Source organism: Barrientosiimonas humi, from assembly GCF_006716095.1.
Taxonomy (GTDB): Bacteria; Actinomycetota; Actinomycetes; order Actinomycetales; family Dermatophilaceae; genus Barrientosiimonas; species Barrientosiimonas humi.
Genome location: NZ_VFOK01000001.1, coordinates 1,210,398 through 1,231,838 on the forward strand (window position 1 = coordinate 1,210,398; position 21,441 = coordinate 1,231,838).

Sequence of the window (21,441 nt, forward strand, 5' to 3'; positions counted from 1 at the left end):
CACCCCTCGTGCCGTGGTCCACCCGTCTGAGAGCCCTGCGGGTCGACACCACCCCGCTGCGCAGCAGCCGCGACTTCCGGCGGCTGTTCTGGGGCGGCACGATCTTCTGGTTCGGCTCGATGTTCAGCTACGTCGCGCTGCCGTTCCACCTGTACGACCTCACCGGCTCCAACTTCGCCGTCGGTGCGCTGGGCCTGGTCGAGCTGCTGCCGCTGATCGTCTTCGGGCTGTACGGCGGCGCCCTGGCCGACCATCTCGACCGGCGCGTCCTGCTGCTGGCGACCTCGCTCGCCCAGGTCGTGCTGGTCGCCGTGCTCACCTGGAACGCCTTCCTGGACGAGCCGCGGCTGTGGCTGATCTACCTGATCGGGGCGCTCCTCGCGGTCGCCTCGGCGATGCAGCGCCCGGCGCGAGAAGCGTTGCTGCAGCAGACCGTTCGGCACGACCAGCTCCCGGCGGCGACCGCGCTGAACGCCCTGGGCCGCGAGGTCGCCATGCTGGCCGGGCCGGCGCTCGCGGGCGTGCTGATCGGGCAGATCGGGGCGGCCTGGGCGTTCGCCGTCGACGGTGCCGCGCTCGGGGTCGCCGTGCTGATCCTGTGGGGCCTGTCGCCGCGGGCCCGCGGCGAGACCGGCGACGCGGCGTCGCTGCGCGGCATCGTCGAGGGGCTGCGCTACGCCGCGTCCCGCCGCGACCTGATGGGCACCTATCTCGTCGACATCATCGCGATGGTGATGGCGATGCCGGTCGTGCTCTGGCCGGCGCTCGCCACCGACGTGCTGCAGCAGCCGGAGTGGCTGGGCGCGCTCTACACCGCCGAGGCCGTGGGGGCGCTGGTCGCGACCGCGACCTCGGGCTGGACCGCCCGGGTGCACCACCACGGGCGCGCCGTCGTCCTCGCCGCCATGGCCTGGGGCGCCGCGATCGCGCTCGCCGGCCTGATGCCGTCGATGATCTGGGTGCTGCTGTGCCTGGTCGTCGCCGGGTCGATGGACATGCTCTCGGGCGTCTTCCGCTCGATCATCTGGAACCAGACCATCCCCGACCGGCTGCGCGGGCGACTGGCGGGCATCGAGATGCTGTCGTACTCCCTCGGCCCGATGGCCGGCCAGGCCCGCGCAGGCCTGGTCGCCGACGCGTGGAGCGTGCGCGGGGCGATCACCTCCGGCGGCGTCGCGTGCGTCGGCATGGTGGCGCTGGCGACCGTGTGGTTGCGCGAGTTCTGGACGTACGACGCCCGCACCGACGTGCACGCCGTCACCGAGCGCGAGCGACGGGCACGGCTCGCCGCGCAGCAGCAGGGCGCGCAGGAGCAGGGCAGGCAGCCGCGAGGCACGGCCGACGCTGGCTAGAGTGCGCGCCATGAGCCCGGCGAAGGCGCAGGTCCTGCAGGTCCCCGGCCCCGAGGGCGAGCGCGAGGTGCGGGTGTCCAGCCCCGACCGCGTGCTGTGGCCGCAGGAGGGCATCACCAAGCTCGACCTGGCGCAGTACGTCGTCGACGTGGCCGAGCCGTTCCTGCGGGCCAACGGCGACAGACCCGTTGCGCTGCAACGGTTCCCGACGGGCATCGACGGGGAGGAGTTCTTCTCCAAGAACCCGCCGCGCGGGGTCCCCGACTACACGCGCACGACGATGTGCACCTATCCCTCGGGTCGCCGGCACCCGCAGCTGGTGATCGACGAGATCGCCTCGGCGGTGTGGATGGTGCAGATGAACACCATCACCTTCCACCCGTGGCCGATGCGCGCCGACGACAACGACCGCCCCGACGAGGTGCGCATCGACCTCGACCCGCAGCCCGGGCGCGGTTTCGCCGACGCCGTCGAGGCGGCGCTGCTGCTGCGCGAGGTGATGACCGACGTCGGGCTCACGCCCTGGGTGAAGACCTCGGGCAACCGCGGTGTGCACGTCTACGCGCGCATCGAGCGCGACCGGGAGATCCTCGACGTGCGGCACGGCGTCATCGGCATCGCGCGCGAGCTGGAGCGGCGCGACCCCGACCTGGTGACGACGGCGTGGTGGAAGGAGGAGCGCGGCGAGCGGGTGTTCGTCGACTTCAACCAGATGAGCCGCGACCGCACGATCGCCGGCGCCTACTCACCGCGTCCGCGGCCCGGTGCGCCCGTCTCGATGCCGGTCTCGTGGGACCGGCTGCGCGACGTCGCGCCGGGCGACTTCACCGTGCGCACGGTGCCCGGCATCGTGGCCGACGAGGGCGACGCCTGGGCCGGCGCGGACGACGCAGCCGGCAGCATCGACGGCGCAATGGCGTTGTGGGACAAGGACGTTCAGGAGCGAGGCCTGGGTGAGCTGTCCTTCCCGCCGGACTACCCGAAGATGCCGGGCGAGCCGCCGCGCGTGCAGCCGAGCAAGAAGGTCGCCAAGCACTGGGACGAGAGCGGCAACCGGGTGGAGAAGTAGTCGCGCCTACTCCGCGAGCACCGCGTCCAGGTCGTACGCCGGCGCCCGCTCGACCTGCTCGAGCAGGCACGACTCCGGGTCGCGGTCGGGGCGCCACCGCAGGAAGCCGACGGCGTGCCGGAAGCGCGACCCCTCGAGCTGGTCGAACTTCACCTCGACCACCCGCTCGGGCCGCAGCCGCACGAACGACACGTCCTTGCTCGCGCTGAACCGCGACCGGTCGGTCTCGCCCGTGACGGCCTCGCCGCCGTCGTCGCGCACCACCAGGTCGGCGAGCTCGTCGATCAGCTCGCGTCGGCGCTTCATGGTGAACGCGGAGATCCCGCCGACGCCGCGCAGCCGGCCTGCGTCGTCGTACATCCCGAGCAGGATCGAGCCGACGCCCTCGCCGCTCTTGTGGATCCGGTATCCGATCGCGACGGCCTCGGCGGTGCGCGAGTGCTTGATCTTCAGCATGGTCCGCCTGCCCGGTTCGTACGTCCCGTCGAGCGGCTTGGCGATCACGCCGTCCAGCCCGGCGCCCTCGAAGCGGGTGAACCAGTCCTGCGCGACGTCGGCGTCGCCGGTGACCCGGGTGACGTGGAACGGTGCGTCGCCGAGGTCGGACAGTGCCGCGAGCAGCGCGGCACGCCGGTCGCGGAACGGACGGTCGAGGAGCGACTCGTCACCGAGGGCCAGCGCGTCGAAGAAGATGACCTCGGCGGGGGTCTCCTGCGACAGCCTGGTGACCCGCGACTCGGCCGGGTGGATGCGCTGACCGAGAGCCTCGAAGTCGAGCCGCTGGGAGCCGGGTTCGCCTGAGCGCACGACGATCTCGCCGTCCAGCGCGCACTTCTCGGGCAGGTGCTCGCGGGCCGCGTCGACCAGCTCGGGGAAGTAGCGGGTGAGCGGCTTGGACCCCCGGGAGGCCAGCTCGACCTCGTCGCCGTCGCGCAGCAGCACGACCCGGAAGCCGTCCCACTTCGGCTCGTACGACAGCCCGCCCGGCACGCTGTCTGCGGCCGGCACCCCCGTGGTCGCCTTCGCGAGCATGGGCGTGACGGGCAGTTCGATCGGCAGGCGCATGCGGCTCATTCTGACCTGAGACGATGCCGCCTGTGACGAACAGGGGAGCAGCTCGCATCGTGGCCGCCGCGACGTCGGTGGTCGGCGGTCTCGCCGCGGTCACCGGCCTGGCGTCGGTGGGTGCCGCGTCGTACTTCGCCCGCCGCGTGGTGACGCCCGAGAGCGAGCGGCCCGACGACGCCCTGGTGACGGCGCTCGACCGCGCGGCCGACCCGCCCACCGTGACCTTCCGCGCCGACGAGTGGTCGACCGCGCCGGGGCGGTACGGCCTGTGGTTCGCCGCCGACACCGGTCACGCGCGCATCGGCGACGTGCTGTCCCGCGACGACGACCGGGGCGAGGTCACCCGTGAGCTGCACGGCGTCGACCAGGGCGACCTGGCGCCCGGGCCAGCCCGCTGGAGCGGCTACTACTTCTCCGGGCCGCCCGACCGATCGCTCGGCCTGGACCACGAGAACGTCCGGATCGCAGGCGAGCTCGGCGACAACCCCGCCTGGGTCGTGCCCGCGGGAGACGGCGAGCGCTGGGCGGTGCTGGTGCACGGGCGCGGCGCGACGCGCGAGGAGACCCTGCGCGCCGTCCCCGTCCTGCACGAGCTCGGCATCACCGCGCTGGTCGTCAGCTACCGCAACGACACCGACGCGCCCGCGAGCCTCGACGGGCGCTACGGGCTCGGTCTGCACGAGTGGCGCGACGTCGACGCGGCGATGGCGTACGCCGTCGGCCGGGGCGCGCAGGAGCTGATCCTCTTCGGGTGGTCGATGGGCGGTGCGATCGTGCTGCAGACCCTCGAGCAGTCGCGCGGCAGCGACCGGGTGAGCCGCGTCGTGCTGGACGGGCCGGTGGTCGACTGGGCCGACGTCATCCGGCACCAGGCGGCCATCAACCGGGTGCCGCGTCCGGTGGGGGCGCTGGGGCAGATGCTGCTCGGCGGCAAGGTCGGCCGGCACCTCATCGGGCTGCACGAGCCGCTCGAGATCGGCCTCACCGACTGGGTCGCGCGCGCCGACGAGCTGCGCCACCCGATCCTGCTGATCCACTCCCAGGACGACGGTTTCGTGCCCTACGGCCCGTCCGCGGCGCTGGCTTCGGCCCGTCCCGACCTGGTGACCTACGCCCGCTGGGAGGTCGCAGAGCACTGCCGGGAGTGGAACACCGACCCGCAGCGCTGGGAGCGGCTGGTGCACGACTACTGCGCCGGCCCCGACCCACGTGCCGGACGCGAGGCCCTCGCGGCGGCGACCCGTCAGTAACCTGAGCCGCATGGAACCCGTCTACACGCCCGTCATCGGGTTCGCCCTCACGGTCTTCCGCGCGCAGGGACTGCGCTTCACGATCACCGGCAGCGAGAACGTCCCGCGCCAGGGTGGCGGTGTGGTCGTCATGAACCACCTGTCCTACTTCGACTACGCCTACGCCGGCCTGCCCGCGCGCGAGCAGGGTCGGATCGTGCGCTGGATGGCGAAGAAGGAGATCTTCGACAACCCGGTGATGGGGCCGCTGATGCGCGGCATGAAGCACATCCGCGTCGACCGCAAGGCCGGCGTCGGCGCCTACCAGGAGGCGGTGTCGGCACTGCGCCGCGGCGAGCTGGTCGGGGTGTTCCCCGAGACGACGATCTCGCGGTCGCTGGAGCTGCGCGAGTTCAAGACCGGCGCCGTGCGCATGGCACTGGAGGCGGACGTCCCCATGATCCCGGTCGTCGCCTTCGGCAACCATCGCGTCTGGACCAAGGACCAGCCCAAGCGCCTCGGCCGCAGCAACGTGCCGATCCACATGGACGTCGGCACGCCCATCCACGTGCCCGAGGGCGCCAACGCGGTCGAGGAGACCCACCAGCTGCGCGAGACGATGACCGCCATGCTGCACCGGCTGCAGGAGGCCTACCCGCCGCTCGGACCCGACGAGCAGGGGTACGTCCCCGCTCGCCTCGGCGGCAGCGCCCCCACCCCCGAGCGGGCCAAGGAGCTGGAGGCGCAGGAAGCGCAGCGCCGCGCAGCGAAGCGCAAGCCGGTCGAGCAGCCGTAGGCCCAAGCCGGTCGAGTAGCCGTAGGCCCAAGCCGGTCGAGTAGCCGCGAGGGACGAGCGGCGTATCGAGACCCCTGTCAGACCCGTCACCTACCGTGCCTGGCATGACGGATCTGCAGACCTCGACCGACCTCGACCAGGTCGCCGATCGGGTGCTCGCGGCCCTGGCCGGCCCCGGCGCGATGCTGCGCGACGACCAGCGCACGGCCGTCGAGGCGCTCACCCGGCCGGGCGCGCGCGCCCTGGTCGTCCAGGCCACCGGCTGGGGCAAGTCCGCGGTCTACTGGGTCGCGACCGCGCTCAGCCGGGCCCGCGGCGGCGGCCCCACCCTCGTGGTCTCTCCGCTGCTGTCGCTGATGCGCGACCAGGTCGCGGCCGCCGGCCGCGCGGGTCTGCGCGCCGCCACGATCAACAGCTCCAACATCGGCGACTGGTCGGCGATCGAGGACGACCTGCGCTCGGGCCGGCTCGACGTGCTCCTCGTCTCGCCGGAGCGGCTGGCCAACCCCAGCTTCGGCCAGCGGGTGCTCGACGGTCTCGCGGGCCGGCTCGGCCTGCTGGTCATCGACGAGGCCCACGCGGTCTCCGACTGGGGGCACGACTTCCGGCCCGACTACCGCCGGGTGTCCGACGTGCTGCAGCAGCTCAACCCCGACACCCCCGTGCTCGCCACCACCGCGACCGCCAACGCCCGGGTCACCGACGACCTCGCCGCCCAGCTGGGCGAGCAGACCACCGTGCTGCGCGGGCCGCTCGCGCGCTCGTCGCTGCAGCTCACCGTGCTGCCGCGGATGGACCCGCTCTCGCGCTACGCCTGGGTCGTCGAGCACCTGCCGAGCCTGCCCGGAGCCGGCATCGTCTACACCCTGACCGTCGCCGACGCGCACCGGCTGACCGAGGCGATCCGCGCCCGGCACGGCGACGACCCGGCGCTGCAGGTCGCCGCCTACACCGGGCAGCTCGAGGCGGGGGAGCGCGAGCGGCTCGAGGAGGCGCTGCGGGCCAACGAGGTCAAGGCACTCGTCGCGACCTCGGCCCTCGGCATGGGGTACGACAAGCCCGACCTGGGGTTCGTGGTGCACGTCGGGGCTCCGCCGTCGCCGGTGTCCTACTACCAGCAGGTCGGACGTGCCGGGCGCGCGATCGACCACGCCGCGGTGGTGCTGCTGCCGTCGGCGGGCGACGACGGCGTCTGGGACTACTTCGCGACCGCCACGATCCCCAAGCCCGACCGGGTCGAGAAGCTGCTGGCCGCGCTCGACCAGCACGACGAGCCGGTCAGCGTTCCGGCGCTGGAGGCCGAGACCGGGCTGCGCCGCACCGCCGTCGAGCTGATGCTCAAGCAGCTCGCGGTCGACGGGGTCACCGACCGCACCAAGGACGGCTGGGTGCGCACCGGCGCCGAGTGGAGCTACGACCAGGAGCACTACGACGGCGTCCTGGCCACGCGCCGCCGCGAGGCCGACATCATGCGCCGCTACGTCGTGGGCGAGTCGTGCCTGATGCAGCTGCTGCAGGAGTCGCTCGACGACCCTGACGCCGCCCCGTGCGGCCGGTGCTCGGTCTGCCTGGGTCACCTGCCCGAGCCGTTGCAGGCCGAGGCGTCCGACGACGTCGTCGCCGGCGTGCGCCGCGTGCTGCGCACCGAGACCCATGTGCTCGAGCGCCGCAAGATGTGGCCGGGCGGGGCGTTCGGCGCGCGCGGGCGCATCCCGGCCGAGCTGTCCGCCGACGACGGTCGCGTCATCGTCCACGCCGACGCGCCCGAGTGGGCTCAGGAGCGCGAAACCGTTCTGGCACAAGACGGTTCGCCCACCGACGACCTGCTGGAGGCGGCCGTCGGCACGCTCGCCCGGTGGAAGGACGACTGGGCCGAGCGCCCCGAGGTGGTGCTGCCGCTGGCGGCCAGCGGGCTGCCCGAGGTGGTCTCCGGCGTCGCGGCCCACCTGTCGCAGGTCGGGCGGCTCGACCTCGCGCCGCTGTGGCAGCCCGCGACCCGGGTCGACCCCGACCTGCCGTCGTCCGACGAGGCCGCGGGCTGGCGCGAGAGCCTCGACGCCGGCCCCGTCGCCGACCAGGTGCGGGGCCGTTCCGTGCTGCTGGTCGTCGACGCGACCCGGTCCGGCTGGGCGGCGACCGTCGCCGCCGCCACCCTGCGCGAGGCGGGTGCCCGGCGGGTGCTGCCGCTCGTCGTGCACCGCGTGGTGTGAGCGCGAGCCCGAGCAGTAGCGTCGGAACCATGCGTGCACTCACGGTCGCCCCCGGGCGCAAGAGCTCCCTCGCCGTCGTCGACATGCCCGAGCCCGACCAGCTGCTGGGCGACGTGCTCGTGCAGGGCCTCGCGCTCGGCGTGTGCGGCACCGACCGCGAGATCGACCAGGGGCTCTACGGCGAGGCGCCGGCCGGCAGCGACCGGCTGATCCTCGGTCACGAGTCGCTCGGCCGGGTGAACGAGGCGCCCGAGGGCAGCGGCTTCGCGGCGGGCGACCTGATCGTGGGCATCGTGCGCATGCCCGACCCCGAGCCGTGCGGCGCGTGCGCCGCCGGCGAGTGGGACATGTGCCGCAACGGCCGCTACACCGAGCACGGCATCAAGGCGCTGCACGGCTTCGGGTCCGAGCAGTGGCGGGTCCGCTCCGACCACTCGGTCAAGCTCGACCCCCAGCTCGGCGACCTCGGCGTGCTGCTCGAGCCCACCACGGTCGTGGCCAAGGCCTGGGAGCAGGTCGACCGCATCGGCGACCGCGCGTGGTTCGAGCCCCGCTCGGTCCTGGTGACCGGCGCGGGCCCGATCGGGCTCCTCGGCGCCATGATCGGGGCCCAGCGCGGCCTCGACGTGCACGTGCTCGACCGGGTCGAGGACGGCCTCAAGCCGGCCCTGGTGCGCGAGCTGGGCGGCACGTACCACACCGGTGACGCGGCCGAGGTGATGCGCACGGTCCGCCCCGACGTGGTCATCGAGGGCACCGGCGCGGTGCCGGTGATCGCCGGGGTGCTCAGCGAGAACGTCCCCTACGGCATCGTCGTGCTCACCGGCATCTCCAGCCCCGGCGTCGCCGACGGGTTCGACCTCGGCGCCGTCAACCGCGACCTGGTGCTCGACAACGGCGCCGTCGTCGGGTCGGTCAACGCCAACCTGCGCCACTACGAGGCGGGGGCTGCCGCCCTGGCGCAGGCCGACCGTGACTGGCTCGCGCGCCTCATCACCCGCCGGGTGCCGCTCGAGGACTTCGCGGCCGCCTTCGCCCCGCAGGACGACGACGTCAAGGTCGTCCTCACCCTGGCCTGACCGGGTGCGCTCCGAGCCGAGCATCCTGCACCTGGACCTCGACGCCTTCTTCGCCGCGGTCGAGCAGCGCGACAAGCCCTCGCTGCGGGGGCGCCCGGTCGTCGTCGGCGGCATCGGGCCGCGCGGCGTGGTCTCGACCGCGTCCTACGAGGCCCGCGCGTTCGGCGCCCGCTCGGCCATGCCCACGCACGAGGCGCGCCGGCGCTGCCCACCCGGGACCGCATTCCTCGGCGGCCGGTTCGCCGCCTACCGCAAGACCAGCGCGGTGGTGATGTCGCTGCTGCGCGAGGTGTCGTCCGTCGTCGAGCAGGTGTCGGTCGACGAGGCGTACGTCGACCTCGCCGCAGGCGAGCAGCGCGACCTGTCGGCCGACGGCGTACGCCTGCTCGCCGAGGAGCTCCTCGAGCGCATCGAGGCCGAGACGGGCGGGCTGACCGCCTCGGCCGGGATCGCCTCCTCGAAGATGCTGGCCAAGATCGGCTCCGACCTGGAGAAGCCGCGCGGGCTCGTGGTCGTGGCGCCCGGCCGTGAGCTCGACGTGCTCGCGCCGCTCAACGTGCGCGCGCTCGGTGGTGTCGGGCCGGCCACGGCCGACCGGCTGCGCACGTTCGGCGTCGAGACCGTGGAGCAGCTGCGCCGGCTCGCGCTGCCTGACCTGGTGAGCATCTTCGGGGAGGCGCACGGCAACGGGCTGCACCGGCTCGCGCGCGCCCAGGACGACCGGCCGGTGGTGGTCGAGCGCGAGACCAAGAGCATCTCGGCGGAGGAGACGTTCGAGACCGATGTGGCCGACCGGGCCCGGCTCGAGTCGGAGATCGCGCGGCTCGCCGAGGGGGTGTGCCGGCGGCTCGTCGCCGCGTCGGCCTTCGCCCGCACGGTGACGGTCAAGGTGCGCCACCCCGACTTCAGCCTGCAGACCCGCTCGGCCACGTTGCGGCACGCCACCGACCAGGCGGGCGCGGTCACCGACCTGGCCACCCGGCTGCTGCACGGCGTCGACGTCAGCTCCGGCCTGCGGCTGATCGGCGTGGGGGTGTCCGGACTCACCACGCACGCCCAGGTCGAGCTGGACCTGGAGCTGGGCGGGCTCGGTCGCGTCGAGCCCGCCCCGGAGTACGAAGCCGTCGCCGCCCGCGTCGAACCAGCGCCGGCCGGCATGGTCACCGAGGCCACGCCCGCAGTGGCGTGGCGGACCGGCGCGGACGTCGTGCACGCCGAGCACGGTGCCGGCTGGGTGTGGGGGAGCGGTCGCGGCCGGGTCACGGTCCGGTTCGAGGGGCCGCTCACCGGGCCCGGGCCGGTGCGCACGTTCGCGGTCGACGACCCGCAGCTGTCGCCGGCGGACCCGCCGGAGTGGCGGCCAGAGCCGGTCGCGTGAGCCCCGCGCGTCCCTCGGCTCTCAGCGGGTGAGGACGATCTTGCCGGCGGTCCGGCCCTCGATCATCGCGGCGAACGCCTCGGGCGCCTGCTCCATCGGCAGCTCCAGCCCGACCTGCGGGTGCAGGTCGGCCGTCTCGCACAGGGTGATCAGGTCGGCGAGCTCCTGCCGGGTGCCCATCGTCGACCCGATGACGCGCAGCTGCAGGAAGAAGATCCGGGTCAGCTCGGCCGAGTCGGGCTCACCCGTGGTGGCGCCGCAGGTCACCAGCACGCCACCCGGCTTGAGCGACTTGATCGAGTGGCTCCAGGTCGCCTTGCCGACCGAGTCGAACACCCCGTCGACCCGCTCCGGCAACCGCGCCCCGGGCTCGAACGTCGCGTGCGCACCCAGCTTGCTCGCCAGGTCGCGCTTCTCCTGCGAGCTCCCGGTCACCCAGACCCGCAGGCCGGCCGCGACGCCGAGCGTGATCAGCGCGGTCGACACCCCGCCGCTCGCGCCCTGCACCAGCATCGTCTGACCGGCGTGCAGCCCCGAGCGGGTCGTGAGCATCCGGTAGGCCGTCAGCCAGGCCGTCCCCAGGCACGCGGCCTCGGCGAAGCTCAGCGACGTCGGCTTGGGCAGCACGTTGGCCTTGGGCACGACCACCCGCTCGGCGAAGCTGCCCTGCAGGTCCTCGGTCAGCATCGAGCGGCGCGGGTCGAGCGTGCGGTCACCGCCCCAGTCGGGGTCGTTGACCACGGGGTAGACCACGACCTCGCTGCCGTCCTCGAGCGTGCCCGCGGCGTCCATGCCAAGGATCATCGGGAACTGCTCGGCCTTGATGCCGACCCCGCGCAACGTCCAGACGTCGTGCATGTTCAGGCTCGCGGCACGTACGTCCACGGCCACCTGCCCGGGACCGGGCTCGGGATCGGGTCGCTCACCCACGACCAGGGCGTCCAGCGGTGCGTCGGGCGAGGGGCGGTCGGCGTACACGGCGCGCATGCCGCCCAGTGTGCCGCACGCCGCAGGAACGACCAGGCCCCCGGCGCGTTCGCCGGGGGCCTGGTGGGTGATCAGTGCTCGATCAGAAGACGGTGACCTTGGTCGAGCCGACCTTGGCGTTGCCGCTGGACCACAGCCAGTCCATGCCCGCGTTGGTCACCCGGATGCAGCCGTGCGAGGCGGGGGTCGGGGGGACGCTGGGCGACCCGTGGATCGCGATGCCGCCGGTGATGTACTTCGGGCGGTACATCGTGCCGAGCTCGAGGGTGGACTTCCACAGCTCGTCGCGCTCGTTGTAGAGCGTCCAGGTGCCGGTGGGCGTGGTCGCCTTGGCGGTGTGGGTGACGGTCTTGCCGTCGTCACCCTTGACCGGGTAGGTGAAGGTCTGGCCGTTGCCGGACGAGGCGTTCATGACCTTGATCGGGCGACCGTTCTGCACGACCACGAGGATCTGCCGACGCAGGTCGATCTCGATGCCGGTGCTGATCCGGGTCTGCGGCTTGACGCCGCGGTCGATGGCGCCCTGGGTGGCCTTGTCGATCTCGCCGGTGCGCGGGAGGCCCGCGACCTTCTGGATCGCGTAGACGGCCTGGCGGGTGCCGCCGCCGTAGGAACCGTCGACGGCCGGGACGAAGTAGCCGAGGGACTGCAGCCGCTCCTGCGCCGCCTTGACCTTCGGGCCGCTCGCGCCCATGGCGAGCGTCTTGCCGTCGTCGTCGCTGAGCGGCGGCTGGGTCGAGGAGGACGAGGACGGCGAGGGGGAGGAGCTCGAGGCGCTCGGCTCGGCGTCGTCGCCCGCCCCGGCGCTGCTCGACGGCGCGGCGCTCGGCGTGGAGCTGGCCGCGGGGGCCGGCTGCTCGGTCGGGCTCTGGCTGTGGGTGCGCGTCGCCGTGCTGGTGCGCGTGCGGCTGTGCGTCGGCTCCTCGGTGGTCGTCTCCGACTCCGAGGTGGTGGTGCTGGGGGTGCTGGACGTGCTGGGCGTCGTCGAGCTGGTGGTCGGCGTGGCGGGGCCCGGGTCGACCGTCGGGCTGGAGGCCGTGCTGGTCGGCGTCGCCGTGGGCGACTCGGAGGCGACATCCTGGGCGCCGCAGGCGGCGAGCAGCAGCGCGGCGGTCGCGGCCGAGACGGTCGCGGCGGCGCGGGTGCGGCGGGTCGTCATACGCATGTCAGTCCTTCGAGCAGCCGGTCAGGGGAGGTGCGGTCCGGGTCGATCACGGTCCCGCCATCGGGGCAGGTGGACGCGCTCCGACGAGTCAGGGTATAGGCAAAGTGGACGATTCACCCATTCGGCGCGCCGGGGTGTCGGCCCCGCCCGCGGGGGTGGGGGCGAGACGGCACGCTCCCGGCCGACTCCGGCGGACCCCCGGTGGGCGCGCGGCCGCAGGCCCTGGCCGATTCGGGCAGCACCGCTCCTGCGTGCTACTGTCTGCGACGCCGTCAGGGCCTCCCCAGGGCCCGCAGGCACACCTCGTCCGGGTGGCGGAATTGGCAGACGCGCTAGCTTGAGGTGCTAGTCCCCGTCAAGGGGGTGGGGGTTCAAGTCCCCCCTCGGACACCGACACCAACAGCCCCGAAGCGATCGCTTCGGGGCTGTTGGTTTTCCGGTCCCGCCCGACCGACGTACGCCCGTCGCCGGACCGCGCGCCGGTCGCCGGTCGGCTACTCGGCGACCTTGATCACCAGCTTGCCGAAGTTGTCGCCGCGCAGCAGGCCGCGGAACGCCTCGACCGCGTTGTCCAGCCCGTCGACGACGTCCTCGCGGTAGCCCACCGACCCGTCGGCGACCCAGCCGGTCATGTCGCGCACGAACGGCTCGGTCAGCCGCTCGACGAACTCGGTCTGGATGAAGCCGCGCAGCGTCAGGCTCTTGCGCAGCACGGTGCCCATGAGCGCGGGCGTGCGGTCCGGGCCCTCCGGCAGCGACGTCGCGTTGTAGCCCGCGACCAGCCCGCAGACCGGCACCCGCGCGAAGGTGTTCAGCAGCGGGAAGACCGCGTCCCACACCGCGCCGCCGACGTTCTCGAAGTAGACGTCGATGCCGTCGGGGCAGGCGGCCGCGAGGTCCTCGCGGAACGTGGGGGAGCGGTGGTCCACGGCGGCGTCGAAGCCCAGCTCGCGCAGGTAGGCCACCTTCTCGGGTCCGCCGGCGATGCCGACGGCCCGGGCGCCCTTGACCTTGGCGATCTGCCCGACGGCCGACCCGACCGGTCCGGTCGCGGCCGCCACGGCGACCGTCTCGCCCGGCTGCGGGCGACCGATCTCCAGCAGCCCGGCGTACGCCGTGAAGCCCGGCATGCCGAGCACGCCCAGCGCGGTGCTCACCGGCACGGGCGCGTCGGTGTCGAGCCGGCGCAGGTGGGCGGCCTTCTCGAGCGAGTGGGTCTGCCAGCCGCCGTACCCGAGCACCACGTCGCCCTCGGCGAGCGAGGGGTCCTGCGACTGCAGCACCCGGGAGACCGTGGCGCCGACCATGGTGTCGCCGACCTGCACCGGCGGGGCGTACGACGGCGCGTCGCTCATCCGGCCGCGCATGTAGGGGTCGAGCGAGAGGTAGAGCGTCTGCAGCAGCGCCTCACCGGACTGCGGCTGGGCGAGCTCGACCTGCTCGGTGCGGAAGTTGTCCTGCGTGGGTTCGCCGTGCGGGCGCGAGGCCAGCACGATCCGAGTCGATGTCGTCACCTCGCCACACTAGGTCGCCGCCGCAGCACCCGAAGATCCGTGTCACCGACCGCCGGTCGATCTACGCTGGGCGCGACCGGCTGACGACCACGGGGGGACGTGACATGGCCAGCGAACCGGCAGCGCGCGTACGCGCCTTCATCGACGACTGGTACGCCCGCTGGGGCGCCACCGCGCCGGTGTTCGAGGCATCGGACCAGGAGTCGGGCGAGGCGCGCGGGGACGCGCAGGTCGACGCCTTCGAGGTGTGGCGGTCGGCGCTGCAGGGTGTGGCCGAACGCCACGGCGTGCCAGGGGTTCTCGCGCTCCCGGACTCCTCGTTCGGACCTCCCGTGCACACCCCGGACGAGGAGATCGTCGCCGAGCGGGTCACGGGCGACTCGGCCGTCGTGCAGACGGTCCGCCGCGACGAGCTTCTCGACGAGCACTTCGAGTACGACCTGCGCCGGCTCGACGACGACTGGCGGATCGAGCGGGTCGTGGAGTATCTCGACGACCCCGACGACCCGATCCTGCCGCCCGAGGCGCTGCGCGACGCGCTCGCCGGCACCTCGCCGGACGCGCCGTTCGCTGCGCTGCACCCGGTCGAGGCCGAGCTCGACCACGGGAGCCTGTTCGTCCCGCGCGACGTCACCGACGAGGCGGGCGAGACCAGCCGGCTGCAGGTGCAGCGCGTCGGCACGTTCCGCTGCGCCTCCGGGGTGCTCGCGGCCTTCGACCTCGGATACCCCGATATCAGCCCGTTCATGCGCGCGGTGCCGCCCGGTGACTACGCCGTCGAGACGGCCACGGCGTTCGGCCGCAACGCCGCGGTGCGCGTCGTGCTCGGGCCCGGGGAGCCGATCGCCTGGCGGCCGGCGGAGCGGTTGGAGGGCGGGCACGGTGTCGGCGTCGACGCGGGCAACGTCGCGATCGTCGACCTCGCGGCGCTCGGCTCGGTGACCGTGCGCGACCGGGAACGGGCGTTCGCGCCGCTGGCCGTCACGCAGGGGCCGTTCGCGCGGATGCTGACGTTCGGCGGGGAGACACCGGTCGGGGCCGTGGTCGAGTCCGGCTGGGGCGACGGGAGCTACTTCGCGTTCTGGGGGTTCGACGAGACAGGCGCGCTGGTGCAGCTGGTCGTCGACTTCATGCTCGCCGCCACCATGGACGACCCCGAGCCGATCGACCTGCCGTGGGGCGCGTTCGACGACCCGACGCTCGAGGGGTGGTCGCTCACCGTCGGCCTCGAGGGCTCGCCGCTGCGGCTGGTCGTCGACGACCCGCACAACGAGCTCGCCGAGGTGGCGCTGCTCGACGCGGCCGGCGACCCGGTGCCCGGCTTCGACGCCGACGAGCACGAGCTCGACGAGGACGACCGGATGCACTACGCCCTGCCCGGCGGGTCGCGCGACGGCTGGCTCGTGCGGCTGCTCCCCTCGACCGGGGTGCTGCGGCTGCGCTGAGCCGGACGCCACACTGAGCCCATGCAGCTGCACCGGCTCGTCGAGACCTCCCGCGAGGTCACCGCCACCTCCTCGCGAACCGCGAAGACGACGCTCGTCGCGACCCTGCTCGCCGAGGCGGAGCCACAGGAGGTCGACCTCGTCGCGGCCTACCTCGCCGGCGTGCTGCCCCAGCGCCGCACCGGCATCGGCTGGCGCACCCTGTCCGCCGAGCGCCCCGCTCCGGCCGCGCGCCCCACGCTGGAGGTCGCGCAGGTCGACCGCCGCATCCAGGAGCTCGCCGACCTCGCGGGCAGCGGCTCGTCCGGCCGCCGCCGGGAGCTCTTGCGCACGCTGTACGCCGGCCTCACCGACGACGAGCAGCGGTACGTCACCGGGTTGTTGAGCGGCGAGCTGCGCCAGGGCGCGTCCGACGGGGTGCTGCTGGCCGCGATCGCGCAGGCGGCCGACGTGCCGGCCGCGGACGTGCGTCGCGCCGTCATGCTCGCCGGGTTCACCGCCCCCGTCGCGCAGGCCGCGCTGACCGACGGAGCCGCCGGGCTCGCGCGCATCTCGCTCGAGCCGGGCCGCCCGCTCCGGCCGATGCTCGCCGGGTCCGCCCCGGACGTACGGGCCGCGCTGGACGGGACCCCGGTGCGGCTGGACCGCAAGCTCGACGGGATCCGCATCCAGGCGCACAAGGTCGGCGAGGACGTCCGGCTGTTCACCCGCAGCCTGGAGGAGGTCACCGAGCGGCTGCCCGAGGTCGTCGAGCTCGTCGCGGCGCTGCCGCACGACACCGTCGTGCTCGACGGCGAGGTCATCGCGCTCGCCGCTGACGGGCGTCCCGAACCCTTCCAGGTGACCGGGTCGCGCACCGCCTCGGCAGGCTCGCCCGAGACGCTGCGGGAGTCGACCCCGCTCACGACGTTCTTCTTCGACCTGCTCCACCTCGACGGCGAGGATCTGCTGGATCTGCCTCTGGCGCAACGGTTCTCGCGGCTCGCCGACCTGGCGCCACCCGACGCACTGGTGCCGTCGGTGGTCACCGACGACACCGACGAGGCGCAGCGCTTCTTCGCCGAGACCGTCGAAGCCGGTCACGAGGGCGTGGTCGTCAAGCGGCTCGACGCGCCCTACGCCGCCGGCCGCCGCGGCGCCGGCTGGGTGAAGGTCAAGCCGCGGCACACCCTCGACCTCGTGGTGCTCGCGGTCGAGCGGGGCAGCGGCCGCCGCCGCGACTGGTTGTCGAACATCCACCTCGGCGCGCGCGACCCCGACACCGGTGGCTTCGTGATGCTGGGCAAGACCTTCAAGGGGATGACCGACGAGACGCTGCGCTGGCAGACCGAGCGCTTCCGCGAGCTCGCGACCGACGACGACGGCTGGGTCGTGACCGTGCGCCCGGAGCAGGTCGTCGAGATCGCCTTCGACGGCGTGCAGCGCTCCTCGCGCTACCCCGGCGGCGTCGCGCTGCGCTTCGCCCGGGTGCTGCGCTATCGCGACGACAAGTCCGCGGACGAGGCCGACACCATCGCCGACGTACGAGCGCTGCGGGGCTGACCCCGCGCCCGCCGTGCGACCATGGTCGGGGGAGCACCGGGGGGAGCGCCCGAGAGCATGGGAGAGCACGAGGGGGATGCTCGATGGGGGAGCAGGCGCAGCGGCTTGCCCACTACCGGCTGGACCGGGTGCTGGGCAAGGGCGGCATGGGCAGCGTGTTCGTCGCGTTCGACGAGCGGCGCGAGCGCGAGGTCGCGCTCAAGGTGCTGCCCGAGAACCTCGCCGACGACCCCGTCTTCCGCGACCGGTTCCGCCGCGAGGCGCGCATCGCCGCCGACCTGGAGGACCCGCACGTCGTGCCGATCCACGACTTCGGCGAGATCGACGGGCGGCTGTTCATCGACATGCGGCTCGTGCGCGGCCGCGACCTGCGCGCCATCATCCGCGAGGACGGCCCGCTGTCGCCCGAGCTCGCGGTGTCGCTCGTCGACCAGGCCGGTCAGGCCGTCGACGCGGCGCACGCACGCGGCCTGGTGCACCGCGACGTCAAGCCCGCCAACATCCTGGTCACCCGCGGCGACTTCGCCTACCTCGCCGACTTCGGCATCGCGAGCCGCGAGGGCGAGACCCGGCTGACGCACACCGGCATCACCGTCGGCTCCTTCACCTACATGGCGCCGGAGCGGTTCGACACCCGGGCCAGCTACGACGAGCGCATCGACGTCTACGCCCTCGGCTGCGTGCTGCACGAGGCGCTCACCGGCGAGCCGCCGTTCCGTGGCACCACCCTCACCGAGCAGATGGCCGCCCACCTGCACGCCCCGCGCCCGCAGCCCTCGCGCAGCCGTCCCGACCTGCCGCCCGGCCTCGACGACGTGGTCGCCCGGGCGATGGCCGTGGACCCCGGCGACCGGTTCGCGACGTGCGCCGAGCTGAGCCGGGCGGCCCGCGCGGCCCTGGCGGGCGGGCCCGCCACCAGCTCGGTACGCCTGCCGCGCCCCACGCAGGTCATCTCGCCGGCGCAGCCGCGCCCCGCACGAGCCGACCCGGCGCAATCCCGCGCCGCCCGACCCCGACCGGCCGGCTCGCACCCCGCCGGCGCTCGCCCGGCGACCCCCGCACCAGCCGGACCGTCAGCACCGGCCGCACGGGCGGCACCTGCCGGGCGCCGGCGAACGAACCGGCCGGTGGCCATCGCCCTCGCCACGGTGCTGCTGGTCGTGGGCGGCTGGGTGGCGCTCACCCAGCTGCAGCCCGACCGCCCGGCCACGCTGCTGCCCGACGCGAGCCCGACGAGCGCCGCGCCGCAGACCCTGCTCGACCCGCAGGAGGCGCCGGCGGAGGCGCGCAGCACGGTCGTCGTGCCGGCGGTCGCGCGCTACTGCGCGCCGCGCTCCGACCTCGGGGGCCTGCGCGTCTACGTCGCCTACGACGAGGTGGCCGACCCGTGCGGGTGGGCCCTGGAGGTCGCGACGGCGGTGCACGACAACGGGGACCGGTCGAGCCCGACGATGAGCGTCTACAGCCCCGCGCGCGGCGACTACGCCACGGTCACGTGCGGCGCCGGCCCACCGATCCGCTGCCGCAGCGACGGCACGGCCACCGCCTGGGTCGTGCGGCCGGACGAGGACGTACGCCGGTAGCCCGGCCGCGCCCGCCTGCCCCTCGGGCGGGCACCGCCCGCGTGGCACAGTGGGCGCATGGCTGACGAGCGCACGAGCACCGAGGACACGCGGCCCGAGGACGAGGTCGTCCGCCTGTGCCAGGACCTCATCGGGATCGACACCAGCAACTACGGCGACGGCAGCGGCCCGGGTGAGCGCAAGGCCGCCGAGTACGTCATGACCGAGCTGACCGAGGTCGGGCTCGAGCCGGAGATCGTCGAGAGCGAGCCGGGCCGGGCCAGCGTGATCGTGCGGGTGGAGGGCGAGGACTCCGAGCGTGGCGCGCTGTGCGTGCACGGGCACCTCGACGTCGTGCCCGCGAACGCCGACGACTGGCAGGTGAACCCGTTCGGCGCCGAGATCAAGGACGACATGATCTGGGGCCGCGGCGCGGTCGACATGAAGGACATGGACGCGATGATCCTGGCCTGCCTGCGCGACCTCGCCCGCACCGGCAAGAAGCCCCCGCGCGACATCGTCTTCGCCTTCTTCGCCGACGAGGAGGCCGGCGGCGTCAAGGGCAGCGGCTGGCTGGTCGACAACCGTCCCGAGCTGTTCGAGGGCGTCACCGAGGCGATCAGCGAGGTGGGCGGCTACAGCGTGACCGTGCCCGACGCGCAGGGGCAGCAGCGCCGGGCCTACCTGCTGCAGACCGCCGAGAAGGGCATCCTGTGGCTGCGGCTCACCGCGCACGGCCGGGCCGGCCACGGGTCGGTGCCCAACCACGAGAACGCCGTCGTGCGGCTCGCCGAGGCGATCGCCCGCATCGACGCCCACGTCTGGCCGCGGCAGTACGTCGCGTCCGTGCGCCAGCTGCTCGACGGGCTGTCCGACCTCACCGGCGTCTCCTACACCGAGGACGACGCCAGCGCGCTGCTCGAGCACCTCGGCGGCGCAAGGGGATTCGTCGAGGGCACCCTGCAGGACACCGCGAACTTCACGATGCTCGACAGCGGCTACAAGCACAACGTGATCCCGCAGACCGCGAGCGCCTCGCTCGACTGCCGCTTCCTGCCCGGTCACGAGGACGAGCTGATGAGCACCATCCAGGAGCTCGCGGGGGAGTTCGTCGAGGTGAGCGTGCACCACCGCGACATCGCGTTGGACTCGCCGTTCGAGGGCGCGCTGGTCGACGCCATGACGTCCTCGCTGCTGGCCGAGGACCCCGAGGCCGTGATCCTGCCCTACTGCCTCTCCGGCGGCACCGACAACAAGGGACTCAAGCGCCTCGGCGTCAACGGCTACGGCTTCGCCCCGCTGCGCCTGCCGGCCGACCTGGACTTCGCGCCGATGTTCCACGGCATCGACGAGCGGGTGCCGATCGACTCGCTGAAGTTCGGCACGCGCGTGCTGCAGCGGTTCCTGCTGAGCTCCTGAGGCGCATCGGCGGGAGAGCCGCTCAGGCCGTACGCCGGACGCGGATGATCTTGCGCCGCAACCAGACCCGGCGGTGGCCACCGAGGTAGAGCCGGGTGCGGAACAGCTCCCAGTGGCCGTACTCCGCGTGGTCGGTCAGGGCCTGGCGGATCTCCGCGCGCTCGACGTCGCGTCGGAAGTCCAGGACGCGGTACTCGTACTCGACCATGGGACCTCATTGTGCGCCCTCGCACCTCGTGCTGGGTGCGCCCCTCCCACCTCGGGCGTGGTGCAGGGCTGCCGAACGCGCCGCGGTTCGCTACGGTCATCGCATGGCTGACCCTCGCGCTTCCCTCTCCGCCCTCGTGACCGCGCTCGAACGCCACCTCGAGGCTGCGGCCGGCCGGCGCGGCGAGAACGACCCGACCGTCGTCGCGGCGTTCGAGGACGTGGCCGACGCGTTCGAGACCTACGACGACGCGCTGCTGGAGGCCTACGGCGAGGTGACGCCGCTGGAGGTCTACTCCGGCGACGAGGACGACGACTACGACGACTCGGACGAGGAAGACTCTGACGACGACGAGGACGACGACCTCGACTTCGACGACGAGGAGGACGACGGGGAGTACTCCGGCCTCGACGACGAGGAGTACGACACCGACGGCAGCGCGCGGCGCTGACCGGCCGGCGACGCCCCGAGACTCAGACGTCGCTGACCTCGTCGAGCGCCTCGCGCACCTGCGCGGGGATCTGCAGGCCGGTCGCGCGCAGCAGCGGCGCGAGCTGGGTCGCGGTGCGCGGACCGATGAGCGCGCTGGCCACCGTCGGCTGCGCGAGCACCCACGCCAGCGCGACCTCGGCGGCGGTCACGCCCAGCCCCTCGGCCGCCGTGCTGACCGCCTCGACCACCGCCCGGCTCGTGTCGTCGAGGTAGGGCGCCATCGCCTCGGGCCGCCGGGCGGCGCGGGAGTCGGCCGGCACGGTGTGGCGGTACTTCCCGGTGAGCGCGCCGCGCCCCAGCGGCGACCAGGCCAGCAGCCCGACGCCGAGGTGCTCGGCCGCGGGCACCGTGTCGTGCTGCGCCTCGCGCTGCAGCAGGCTCAGCTCCACCTCGTCGGCGACGAGCGGCACCCGGACCGTCTGCAGCAGCGTGGCCGCGCGCGCCAGCTGCCAGCCGAGGTAGTTGGAGACACCGACGTACCGCGCCTTGCCGGAGGCCACCGCGTGCTCCAGCGCCGACAGGGTCTCCTCCAGGGGGACGTCGTCGGACCAGGTGTGCACCATCCACAGGTCGACGTGGTCGGTCCGCAGCCGGCTGAGCGAGGTGTCCAGCTGGCCGAGCAGCCCGCCGCGCGAGGTGTCGACGACCCGCCCGCCGGCCGTACGCCCGACGCCGGCCTTGGTGGTGATGACCACCTCGTCCCGGGAGACGACGTCGTCGAGCAACCGGCCGAGCATCTGCTCGGCCTCGCCACCGCCGTACGCGTGCGCCGCGCTGAACGAGGCGCCGCCGGCGGACAGGTAGGCCTCGGTGATCCGGCGCGCCTCGTCGTCGTCGACCTGGTCGCCCCAGCCGGCGGTGCCGAGGGTCAGCGGTGACAGGTGCAGGCCGGAGCGGCCGAGGCGCGAGCGACGCATGGCCCAGAA

Annotated in this window: 18 protein-coding genes and 1 tRNA gene; 13 read left to right on the forward strand and 6 right to left on the reverse strand. The window is 73.7% G+C overall.

Translation table 11 applies throughout. From position 1 onward, the window contains the following. Positions 1-8: 8 nt before the first annotated feature. Both FB554_RS05660 and ligD read left to right on the forward strand, forming a co-directional pair. On the forward strand, positions 9-1,352 hold the full coding sequence (locus FB554_RS05660; protein ID WP_236022293.1) for an MFS transporter: 1,344 nt from the start codon (positions 9-11) through the stop codon (positions 1,350-1,352). Positions 1,353-1,362: 10 nt separating this feature from the next. Beyond that, a complete protein-coding gene (gene ligD / locus FB554_RS05665; RefSeq protein ID WP_142005080.1) occupies positions 1,363-2,421 on the forward strand; it encodes a non-homologous end-joining DNA ligase in 1,059 nt (352 codons plus the stop codon). A gap of 6 nt (positions 2,422-2,427) precedes the next feature. On the opposite strand, the gene FB554_RS05670 is transcribed toward ligD, so the two are convergent. Next, the gene (locus FB554_RS05670; protein WP_142005081.1) at positions 2,428-3,486 is read right to left on the reverse strand and encodes an ATP-dependent DNA ligase; all 1,059 of its coding nucleotides are present in this window, start codon (positions 3,484-3,486) and stop codon (positions 2,428-2,430) included. Positions 3,487-3,509: 23 nt separating this feature from the next. Between FB554_RS05670 and FB554_RS05675 the strand changes: the two genes are divergently transcribed. The 5 genes from FB554_RS05675 (at position 3,510) to FB554_RS05695 (ending at position 10,181) form a co-directional block, all read left to right on the forward strand. After that, positions 3,510-4,739, forward strand: a complete 1,230-nt coding sequence (locus tag FB554_RS05675) for an alpha/beta hydrolase family protein (RefSeq protein ID WP_142005082.1) — start codon at positions 3,510-3,512, stop codon at positions 4,737-4,739. 10 nt (positions 4,740-4,749) lie between these two features. Next, on the forward strand, positions 4,750-5,514 hold the full coding sequence (locus FB554_RS05680; RefSeq protein WP_142005083.1) for a lysophospholipid acyltransferase family protein: 765 nt from the start codon (positions 4,750-4,752) through the stop codon (positions 5,512-5,514). A gap of 104 nt (positions 5,515-5,618) precedes the next feature. Beyond that, a complete protein-coding gene (locus tag FB554_RS05685) occupies positions 5,619-7,724 on the forward strand; it encodes a RecQ family ATP-dependent DNA helicase (protein WP_142005084.1) in 2,106 nt (701 codons plus the stop codon). 29 nt (positions 7,725-7,753) lie between these two features. Further along, complete coding sequence (locus tag FB554_RS05690) at positions 7,754-8,803, forward strand: glucose 1-dehydrogenase (RefSeq protein WP_142005085.1); 1,050 nt, start codon at positions 7,754-7,756, stop codon at positions 8,801-8,803. A 4-nt stretch (positions 8,804-8,807) separates the two neighbouring features. Then, positions 8,808-10,181: a DNA polymerase IV gene (locus FB554_RS05695; RefSeq protein ID WP_142005086.1), complete on the forward strand. Its 1,374-nt coding sequence runs from the start codon at positions 8,808-8,810 to the stop codon at positions 10,179-10,181. Between the two features lie 21 nt (positions 10,182-10,202). Here FB554_RS05695 and FB554_RS05700 read toward each other — a convergent pair whose 3' ends face one another. Then, positions 10,203-11,168: a quinone oxidoreductase family protein gene (locus FB554_RS05700; protein WP_142005087.1), complete on the reverse strand. Its 966-nt coding sequence runs from the start codon at positions 11,166-11,168 to the stop codon at positions 10,203-10,205. An 82-nt stretch (positions 11,169-11,250) separates the two neighbouring features. Next, complete coding sequence (locus tag FB554_RS17575; RefSeq protein WP_236022295.1) at positions 11,251-12,333, reverse strand: L,D-transpeptidase family protein; 1,083 nt, start codon at positions 12,331-12,333, stop codon at positions 11,251-11,253. A gap of 305 nt (positions 12,334-12,638) precedes the next feature. Here FB554_RS17575 and FB554_RS05710 point away from each other — a divergent pair. Beyond that, positions 12,639-12,723: transfer RNA gene (locus FB554_RS05710), tRNA-Leu, on the forward strand. Positions 12,724-12,827: 104 nt separating this feature from the next. On the opposite strand, the gene FB554_RS05715 is transcribed toward FB554_RS05710, so the two are convergent. Next, complete coding sequence (locus FB554_RS05715; RefSeq protein WP_142005088.1) at positions 12,828-13,847, reverse strand: NADP-dependent oxidoreductase; 1,020 nt, start codon at positions 13,845-13,847, stop codon at positions 12,828-12,830. Between the two features lie 104 nt (positions 13,848-13,951). On the opposite strand from FB554_RS05715, the gene FB554_RS05720 reads away from it, so the two are divergent. From FB554_RS05720 to FB554_RS05735, 4 genes are all read left to right on the forward strand, one after another. Continuing rightward, on the forward strand, positions 13,952-15,292 hold the full coding sequence (locus FB554_RS05720; RefSeq protein WP_142005089.1) for a DUF4241 domain-containing protein: 1,341 nt from the start codon (positions 13,952-13,954) through the stop codon (positions 15,290-15,292). Positions 15,293-15,313: 21 nt separating this feature from the next. Beyond that, positions 15,314-16,834, forward strand: coding sequence for an ATP-dependent DNA ligase (locus FB554_RS05725; RefSeq protein WP_142005090.1), 1,521 nt, complete (start codon positions 15,314-15,316; stop codon positions 16,832-16,834). An 83-nt stretch (positions 16,835-16,917) separates the two neighbouring features. Beyond that, on the forward strand, positions 16,918-18,417 hold the full coding sequence (locus FB554_RS05730) for a serine/threonine-protein kinase (RefSeq protein WP_142005091.1): 1,500 nt from the start codon (positions 16,918-16,920) through the stop codon (positions 18,415-18,417). Positions 18,418-18,474: 57 nt separating this feature from the next. Further along, a complete protein-coding gene (locus FB554_RS05735; protein WP_142005092.1) occupies positions 18,475-19,815 on the forward strand; it encodes a M20/M25/M40 family metallo-hydrolase in 1,341 nt (446 codons plus the stop codon). A gap of 22 nt (positions 19,816-19,837) precedes the next feature. Here the strand turns inward: FB554_RS05735 and FB554_RS05740 are convergent, their stop codons facing one another. Continuing rightward, positions 19,838-20,023: a DUF5703 family protein gene (locus FB554_RS05740; RefSeq protein ID WP_142005093.1), complete on the reverse strand. Its 186-nt coding sequence runs from the start codon at positions 20,021-20,023 to the stop codon at positions 19,838-19,840. Between the two features lie 103 nt (positions 20,024-20,126). Here FB554_RS05740 and FB554_RS05745 point away from each other — a divergent pair, with 103 nt between their 5' ends. Further along, positions 20,127-20,474: a hypothetical protein gene (locus FB554_RS05745; RefSeq protein WP_142005094.1), complete on the forward strand. Its 348-nt coding sequence runs from the start codon at positions 20,127-20,129 to the stop codon at positions 20,472-20,474. A 22-nt stretch (positions 20,475-20,496) separates the two neighbouring features. Here FB554_RS05745 and FB554_RS05750 read toward each other — a convergent pair whose 3' ends face one another. Next, positions 20,497-21,432 carry an aldo/keto reductase gene (locus FB554_RS05750; RefSeq protein ID WP_142005095.1) on the reverse strand — a complete coding sequence of 312 codons (936 nt, stop codon included), beginning with the start codon at positions 21,430-21,432 and terminating at the stop codon, positions 20,497-20,499. Between the last annotated feature and the right edge of the window lie 9 nt (positions 21,433-21,441).